The organism is Candidatus Sordicultor fermentans, assembly GCF_012728195.1.
GTDB lineage: Bacteria > Atribacterota > Atribacteria > Atribacterales > Caldatribacteriaceae > Sordicultor > Sordicultor fermentans.
The window spans coordinates 1-8577 of the sequence record NZ_JAAYFP010000003.1; the positions used below are offsets into that span (position 1 = coordinate 1).

At 41.5% G+C, this 8577-nt stretch carries 9 protein-coding genes; all 9 read left to right on the forward strand.

Annotated elements, in window-relative coordinates; all coding sequences use genetic code 11:
- Positions 1–870 precede the first annotated feature (870 nt).
- The 9 genes from GXZ17_RS00155 to GXZ17_RS00195 all read left to right on the forward strand — a co-directional run bounded on the left by GXZ17_RS00155 (position 871) and on the right by GXZ17_RS00195 (position 8462).
- Entirely contained in the window at positions 871–1842 is a 972-nt protein-coding gene (locus GXZ17_RS00155; RefSeq protein ID WP_409375268.1) for a class II fructose-bisphosphate aldolase, read from the forward strand.
- 185 nt (positions 1843–2027) lie between these two features.
- Positions 2028–2531 (forward strand): ferritin family protein, encoded by a 504-nt coding sequence (locus GXZ17_RS00160; protein WP_409375269.1) that lies wholly within the window; start codon positions 2028–2030, stop codon positions 2529–2531.
- A 9-nt stretch (positions 2532–2540) separates the two neighbouring features.
- Complete coding sequence (locus GXZ17_RS00165; RefSeq protein ID WP_409375275.1) at positions 2541–3503, forward strand: DJ-1/PfpI/YhbO family deglycase/protease; 963 nt, start codon at positions 2541–2543, stop codon at positions 3501–3503.
- A gap of 10 nt (positions 3504–3513) precedes the next feature.
- The gene (pdo, locus tag GXZ17_RS00170; RefSeq protein WP_409375276.1) at positions 3514–4158 is read left to right on the forward strand and encodes a protein disulfide oxidoreductase; all 645 of its coding nucleotides are present in this window, start codon (positions 3514–3516) and stop codon (positions 4156–4158) included.
- A 14-nt stretch (positions 4159–4172) separates the two neighbouring features.
- On the forward strand, positions 4173–5216 hold the full coding sequence (locus GXZ17_RS00175; RefSeq protein ID WP_409375270.1) for an NAD(P)-dependent alcohol dehydrogenase: 1044 nt from the start codon (positions 4173–4175) through the stop codon (positions 5214–5216).
- A 388-nt stretch (positions 5217–5604) separates the two neighbouring features.
- Positions 5605–6459: a metal ABC transporter substrate-binding protein gene (locus tag GXZ17_RS00180; RefSeq protein ID WP_409375271.1), complete on the forward strand. Its 855-nt coding sequence runs from the start codon at positions 5605–5607 to the stop codon at positions 6457–6459.
- 2 nt (positions 6460–6461) lie between these two features.
- Entirely contained in the window at positions 6462–7247 is a 786-nt protein-coding gene (locus GXZ17_RS00185) for a metal ABC transporter ATP-binding protein (protein WP_409375272.1), read from the forward strand.
- Between the two features lie 4 nt (positions 7248–7251).
- Positions 7252–8058, forward strand: a complete 807-nt coding sequence (locus tag GXZ17_RS00190; protein ID WP_409375273.1) for a metal ABC transporter permease — start codon at positions 7252–7254, stop codon at positions 8056–8058.
- 230 nt (positions 8059–8288) lie between these two features.
- Positions 8289–8462 carry a hypothetical protein gene (locus GXZ17_RS00195; protein ID WP_409375274.1) on the forward strand — a complete coding sequence of 58 codons (174 nt, stop codon included), beginning with the start codon at positions 8289–8291 and terminating at the stop codon, positions 8460–8462.
- Positions 8463–8577 lie beyond the last annotated feature (115 nt).

Sequence of the window (8577 nt, forward strand, 5' to 3'; positions counted from 1 at the left end):
ACCCAAAATTGATAGAAAAACTCGAGGCCATAACTATTATGAATGTTCTATCTATCACCCCCTATCAAGAAAAAGCTCACAAGAAAACTCACAAAAAACTTTGTTTTTATTCTACAGCACTTATTCTTAAAGTCAACCCTCCGAGGGCTCTATAATAAAGTGTGTGGAAAAATATCTAAAAAGAAGTATGGTGGTAAAGACCAGATCCAGAAGCTAGAAAAGGAGGCCTTACCACCATGGCCAGAGGGAAAATTGGTATCACAATTCCATTAGGAGTTAAAGATGTAAAGGTAGGAGGATGGTGTCAACCCATTTTGTAGGGATATTTTTATTTTTTCCTCTACTATTAGCTTTTGAAACTCTCTCCATTAAGTATTAGATAGACAGTATCATGGCTAAATAGAACAACCCATTTAGGAAAGGTTTCAAGAAAAATTATAGTCTTCTCCTAAAGGCTCATAAACCCCGCTTCGGTGATTTACCTAAGAAAATAGGGGGATGCCTCCCCTGCCGTTTTGTAGCAATCCCAAGTTTTTAGTATGATGAAGCTTGAAAGTTATTAAAAGAGAAATACCAACTCGCCGTACTCACGATGGCAGAAAAGAGAGGTTGCTTGTCACTCCTCGCAGACAAAAGGAAGTCCCTCAAAACAATCAAAAAAAGAACTTCACACAATGATAGGAGAGAGTTTCTTGCAAAAACCAAAAAAAGGAGTTATAAGGGGATTCTTTCCCTCATAGTTCTGTCACAAGCTACTCCGTATTTTCCTCATATTTTATCATAGATCTACATACCCCTTGAAGAAAGTTGTAAAATAGGAGAGAATTACTTATAAGATAATAATATAAATCGAAAAAGGGAGGAAATATAATGGCTGTTCATTTTACTGAGCTGGGATTGGTCAATACTCGGGAAATGTTCAAAAAGGCTATGGCTGGAAAATATGCCGTACCAGGTTATAATTTCAATAACATGGAACAGCTACAGGCCATCATCACTGCCTGTGTAGAATGTAATTCACCAGTGATTTTGCAAATTTCCAAGGGTGCCCGTCAGTATGCCAATCAAACCCTGTTGCGCTATATGGTTCCTGGAGCAGTTGAGATGGCTCGAGAAATGGGAAGCAATATCCCTATCGCTTTGAACCTGGATCATGGAGATTCTTTTGAGTTAGTAAAATCCTGTGTAGACTCTGGATTTTCCAATGTGATGATTGATGGTTCTCATCTTCCTTATGAGGAAAATGTGGCTCTAACCAAAAAAGTAGTGGACTATGCCCATCCTCGTGATGTGACTGTAGAGGGAGAGCTAGGAGTTTTAGCCGGGATTGAAGAACACGTTTCTTCTGAAGTTTCCCACTATACTGACCCAGCCCAGGTGGAGGATTTTGTGGGCCGGACAGGGGTAGATAGTTTAGCTATCTCCATCGGCACCTCTCACGGAGCCTATAAATTTAAGCTAAAACCTGGCGAGCCTTTTCCCACTCTCCGCTTTGATATTTTAGAAGAGGTGGAGCGCCGACTTCCTGGTTTTCCAATTGTGCTCCATGGAGCCTCTTCGGTCTTGAAGAAATACGTAGATATTATCAATCAATATGGAGGAGCGTTGGAAGATGCCGTTGGTGTACCTGAAGACCAGGTCCGTCGTGCTGCTCAATCGGCAGTATGCAAAATCAACATCGACTCCGATGGGCGATTGGTAATGACAGCTATGATTCGAAAATATTTAGCTGAAAATCCCAAGGAATTCGATCCGCGCAAATATCTGGGTTATGCGCGGGAAGAACTTAAGAAAATGTACATTTCCAAATGCGAACTTCTGGGTAGTGCGGGCCAAGCTTGATAATGATTATCAAGGAGCAAGGTATCTTCTGGATACTTGCAGCTTAAGGAATAGTGCCTACACAAGATAAATCTAAAATTAAGCTGGGTGAGGCACGTACATCAAGTGATGCGCACAGTGATGAAAGCAATAATAAGTGTGAGGGAGATATCTCCCTCACACCATAGTTAAATATAAGAAGGGATGTGATAGAGGTGGCATTGCGTTTTTCTCCCTCTGAAATCCTGGAAATGGCTAAAGAGTTAGAAAGAAGGGGTATAGATTTTTATAACCGATTAGCACAGTTAACTTCCTCTTCCTCAGCACGAGAAGTTTTTTCCTTCTTAAAAGAAGAAGAAAAAAAGCACCTGGAATTTTTCACTAATCTTCAGAAAGAGCTTAATGAAGGCCAAGAAATTCTCTTCTCTACTACTGACGAGAGTGTCAACTATCTGGGGGCAATTGTAGAAAGTGGAATTCTGGACAAAGTACTAAAAGGGGTAAACCTTACCCCTGCAGGGATAAAAATGGAGGATGCCTTAGAAGTGGGCATAGAGATAGAGAAAGAAAGTATCCTTTTTTATCAAGGACTTATTCCCATGGTTTCCCCGGAGAAAAGAGAATGGTTAGATAAAGTTATTGAGGAAGAGAAAAAACATTTTTTGCGTCTTCAGAGCATGAAGCGAGAGTTAAAGGAAAAGGAGGGTTAAAAATTGGCTGTGCGTCGGATAATAGTTTTGGTAGAAAGTCAATATCAAGAGTTGGAGTTATGGTATCCTTTGCTTCGCTTGCGAGAAGCGGGAATAGAGGCAAAATTGGTAGGAATCAACGTAGAAGAGACTTTTTATGGTCGTCACGGTTTTCCGGCGCGGGCAGAAATGGCTATTTCTTTAATTAACGCCCGAGATTTTGACGGAGTAATCATTCCCGGTGGTTTTGCTCCTGATTATCTGCGTCGTCTCCCTGTAGTGCTTAATTTAGTCAGGGAATTCTACCAGGGAGGAAAATTGGTGGCAGCTATTTCTCGGGGTCCCTGGGTGCTGGTCTCTGCTGACATTGTAAGAGGAAAAAGGATAGCAGGGCTTGTATCTATTAAAGATGACGTGAATAACGCAGGAGGAGATTTTACCGACCTACCAGTTATGGTAGATGGAAATATTATTACCGCTCAAGGTCCCGATTATCTTCCTTTCTTTATGGAAGAAGTCCTGTATTTTCTGTGGCAGAATAAACTTTGTCTGGATAGACCTTCTCCTGATGGTTGGCTAACTGACACCACCGGTAATACAGTTCTTCTTTCCCAGCTCTGCCGGGGTAAAGCAGGAGTAATTCTCTTTTTTGATTCGGTTTTTAGCCCTCAGGGAACTCAGATGCTTCCTAGCTACCTTTCTTTAAAAGAAGAAATAGAGAAAAAGAAAGGTATTTTAATACCTATAAGCTCAGATACTTTCTTCGCTCAGCGAGAATTTATAGAGCAGAACAACCTTCCCTTTCCCTTGTGGAGCGACTCTTCTGCCCAAGTGATTAAAGCTTTTGGAGTTTGGGATAGAAGCTATCTGGCTCGATGGGCAGCGTTTCTGGTCGACCGTCAGGGCTTTTTGCGTTATGGTGAGGACTGTCCCGGCGGGGACTTAGACAATCTCCCTGGTTTCCGGAGAAAATTGGAAAGTATATTAGGATAGGGGGTGACCAATTTTGTTTTTACAGGACAAAGATAAAGAAACTCTGATTAACTTTTTAAAAGAAAATTTATCTCGTGAGGTAAGTCTGAAGTTTTTTACTCAGGAATTAGAATGTGAAACTTGCCAGAGCGTGCGCTCGCTCTTAGAAGAGATAGTGGCTCTTTCTCCCCTTCTGCATCTCGAGATTTATAACTTTCTTTTAGATAAAGATAAAGTAGATCTTTATGACATCGATAAAATACCAGCTATAGTGGTAGAAGAAGAAAAAGACTATGGTATTCGCTTTTATGGGATACCAGCAGGATATGAATTTTCTGGTTTTATAGAGACCCTGGTGTGGGTCTCACGAGGAGAAACGGATTTAAGGAAGGAGAGTAAGGATTTTCTTTCTTCGCTTACCCGGGAAGTAGATATTCAGACTTTTGTAACTGTTACCTGCCCTTATTGTCCGCAAGCGGTGGTTTTAGGACACAAAATGGCTATAGAGGGAGAGAAGGTACGCTCAGCAATGATAGAGGTGGAAGAATTTCCCCACCTGGCTTATCGGTATGGCGTGAGAGCAGTGCCCAAAATAGTCATCAATGAGCGAGTGTCTTTTGAAGGAGCAGTTCCGGAAGAATATTTCTTAACTAAAATTATAGAAGCAGTGTCTTGAGAGGAGGAAATTATATGGCTCAAACTATGAAAGCAGCAGTTATGAAAGGGATTGGGCAAATAGAAATTGAAGAATTACCTATTCCCATCCCTGGAGAAGAAGAGGTGCTGGTACGGATAAAAAGTGTGGGAGTATGCGGCTCTGATGTTCACTACTTTGTGGAGGGAAGAATCGGCGCCTACGTGGTAAAGCCCCCCTTTATTCTGGGTCACGAATGTGCCGGGGAAGTGGTGGAGATAGGAAAGAAAGTTAAAAATTTAAAGCCTGGAGATCGGGTTACTATGGAACCTGGTATTCCCTGCGGAAAGTGCGAGTTTTGCCGCTCCGGAAGGTATAACCTCTGCCCTGACGTTGTTTTCTGGGCTACTCCCCCAGTGGACGGTACTTTTTGTGAGTATGTAACTCACCCAGCTAATTTTACCTATCCTATAGCAGAAAAGGTGAGCTTTGAAGAAGGGGCACTGGTTGAGCCTCTGGCTGTGGGAGTATATGCCACTCATCGGGCACATGCAGAGCCGGGAGAGATGGCTCTGGTTTTAGGTAGTGGCCCTATAGGGCTTGTAACTATCGAAGCTCTTTCAGCTCGAGGAGTTACCCGAATAATAGCGGTGGATATTTTTGACTTCCGCCTGAAAAAAGCGAAAGAATTGGGAGCTAATTTTACTATAAATGCTAAAGAAGGAGATGTAAAAGCTCAGGTAGAAGAACTAACTCAGGGCCGAGGAGTAGACGTGGTTTTTGAAACAGCGGGAAGTGTTTCCACCTCTCAGCTAACTGTAGAGGTTACCAAAAAAGGAGGAAGAGTAGTTCTCATCGGTCTCCCCTCTCAAACTCATTTTGATTTTGAGCTTTTAAAAGTGGTAGATAAAGAACTAGATGTTCTGGGAATTTTCCGTTATGCTAACGTTTACCCTGGTTGTGTAGATTTATTGAATGCCGGAAAAGTAGACCTCCAATCTCTGATCACCCATCGTTTCCCCTTAGAGAAAACTCAGGAAGCTTTGCAATTTGCTCATGAGCACAAAGAAGAATCAATTAAAGTAGTAGTGAATTTGTGAAAAATTGGCGGGGGCTTGCTTTAAAGCCCCCTATGGTACCTTGGAAAATTCATTGCAATATCCCTCTTCTCAGCACTCCACCCCTCTTCCTTCTCCAGGGTATCTGCGGTTTATCTTTTTGCTTTACGTGACAATTCCGTTTCTCCTTTTATCATTCCCGAAATTTAGCGGGGAATCCGCTTTCTTCTATCATAAAACCATTCAAGGGTGACGACAAAAGGTGATAAACCATTCAGAAGCAGGCTAAAAACGACTCGAAAGTTACCGGGGTGATGAAAAAGAAGGGGTATAAGGGGTTTATAGGATGCTATAATTAAAATCCCTCAATAAGTACTTCTCCAGAATGGTATAATTTTCACAGTTATTAACCAATTGGGAGGTAAAAATTTTGAAAAAATGCCTTCGAGTGGTTCTGGGGGTTTTGATTTTGGTTTCTGGTTTTTCTTCTTTTTCCTGGGGAGAAAAGCTATCAATAGGAGTATCCATTGCTCCCCTGTGTAGTTTAGTTCAGGAAGTGGGAAAAGATAAAGTAGAAATATTCCAGCTTATACCTAACGGAGCGGATCCCCACACCTATGAGCCTCGTCCTTCCGATGTTAGGAAGATAGAAGAAGGACAGGCTTTTTTTCTCGTGGGATTGGGCTTGGATTTCTTTCTGGAGGAAATAATTAAAAATGTAGCAGAGGGGAAACCCATCTTTTACCTGTACCAGGGGATAAATCTCATAAAAGAAGGAGAAGGAGCCAACCCCCATATTTGGCTTTCTCTTCCCAATGCTCAAATAATGGTAAAGAATATAAGCCAGGCTCTATCTACCTTAGACCCGGAAAACAGTGCCTATTATGAGAGAAACGCCGGGGAGTACATTCAAAAACTCGCAGAGCTGGACCACTGGTTTAGAGAAAAAGTTCAAAATTTGCGTCAGCGCTCTTTTGTTGCCCAGCATCCTGCCTGGGACTATTTAGCTCGAGACTATAACCTGGAACTAAAAGGAGTGATAGAAAAGTCTCCCGGAAAAGAGCCCTCTCCTAGAGAGCTCAAAAATCTGATAGAAGAAATGAGAAAAGAAGATATTCGAGTGATTTTTGCCGAACCTCAGCTCAATCAAAAGATAGCCCAGGTATTAGCTCAAGAGACCAACGCTCAAGTTGTCCTTCTTGACCCTTTAGGATATTTTCCAGAAAAGCCCTATTTTGAGCTTATGAGAGAAAACTTGAATAAAATCCTGGAGGCTATGGAATAAAGATGCAAGAGCCAATTATAGAAGTAAAAAATGTCTCTTTTTATTATCCCCCTCTTGAGGTATTGGAAGATGTAAACCTCACGGTTAAAAAGGGGGAGTTTCTGGCTATAATCGGACCTAATGGGGGAGGGAAAACCACTTTACTCAAAATAATTCTGGGACTCTTGAAACCTCAAAAAGGAGAAGTGTATATCGCGGGAAAAAGAGTAGAAGAGCTGGGGAAGTGGAGAAGTAAAATTGGCTATGTTCCTCAAACTGCCCAGATTGACTACACTTTTCCCATTACTGTAGAAGAGTTTGTGATGACCGGAAGATTTGGCCTGATAGGCCTAGGGAAAAGACCGCAGGCACATGATTGGGAAATGGTAAGAAAAGCCTTGAGAGAAGTAAAAATGGAAGAATGGAGCAAAAAACAAATTGGAGAACTATCTGGAGGACAGAGACAAAAAATTTTGATTGCTCGCTCACTGGCTCTTGAGCCCGAGATATTGATTTTAGATGAACCCACAACAGCAGTAGATCCAGAAAGTAGTGAAAGTTTTTACGAGCTCCTTCTTCGGCTCCATGAGCAAGGAATTACCATCATCACTGTTTCTCATGATGTGGGAGTGGTAGCTCAATATGTCGATAGTATTGCCTGCCTAAACCGAAGGTTGATAAAACATGACCGCCCGGAAGAGGTAATAAGAGAAGGAGTGCTGGAAGAAATGTATGGCAGGGAAGCAGCATTCTTTCACCATGGTGCTATCCCCCACATTGTAGTGCGGGAAACACCTCCCGAGAGGTGAAGAGTTGGAAATCTTACGATTTACTTTCATGCAAAGAGCTTTATTTATCGGACTCATTGTGGGGGTTTTAGGAGCAACGCTGGGGGTTTTTGTAGTTTTAAAGAGGCTTTCTTTTATGGGGGCAGGGATATCCCATGCTGCTTTCGGGGGTATAGCTTTAGGATATTTTTTAGGGTGGGACCCTATTTTAACCGCGGTAATTTTTTGCATCTCGGTAGGGATAGGAATATCAATGCTCATCGAAAACAACCGGATAAAGGAAGACACTGCAGTAGGTATTTTTTTTACCAGCACCATGGCTTTAGGAATACTACTTATCGGTCTAAAAGAAGTGCATAACATCGACCTTTTCGGGTATTTATTTGGAAATATACTGGCAGTAGGTAGAGAGGACTTAGTAATATCTCTGGCGATAGGAGCAATAATTGCCTTTTCTCTCTACTTCTTTTTTAAAGAACTGATTCTCTCCATATTAGATCCGGAAATGGCCCGGGTAATCGGGCTACCGGTCAGCTTCTTAAACCATCTTCTCGTTGCTTTAATTGCTCTTTTTATTGTCATTTCTGTAAGAATAGTGGGAATTATACTGGTATCAGCACTTTTAACTATTCCTGCCGCCACAGCCTTGCAGTGGAGCAAAAACCTCAGAAAGGTTTTGGTCCTTTCCTCTATCGATAGCTTAGGATGTGTCTTGGGAGGACTTGCCTTATCCTATTATTTGGATACTTCTCCTGGGGCAACCATCGTAATATTGGCCACTCTGGTATTTTTTACGACTTTTCTCTTGCCCTTACCTTTAAAGAAGAAGTAACTTTATTTTTTCTTTTTCAACCTCCGGGTTTATACTCAAGGCCTCGGCGCTCTTTTGACCCCTTTCACGATGATGTGTTTTCCCTAAAGCTGTGTTTGGTAGAATAGAAATGCAGCACAGTGGAAGTTAAAAAGTACAGCAGGAAATAGAAACTCCATTGCCAGCACCCTTAAAATAAACTACCCTTTTTAGATGCTGAACCTAAAGGGGGTAAAGAAAGGATGCTAACAATGGAGCAAATATATCATATCAAATTTGAACATAATGAAAAAGGTAAATCATTGAGAAGAATAGCCCAAGAAACAGGATTTAACTTCCGAACTGTTCAGAAGTATGTGGAAATGGAGGATTTTAACGTCAGGAAAAAGAAGCTACTGTCAACTTCCTATGTCAATGCTCTTTAGTTAAATTTTTGTTTTTTTCTTAAAACAGCATATACAATCTTAACATACTGTCTAGCCAGGCATAAAAGAGCTTTTCGATGAGTTTTTCCTTCCCTCCTTTTCTTTTCATAATAGC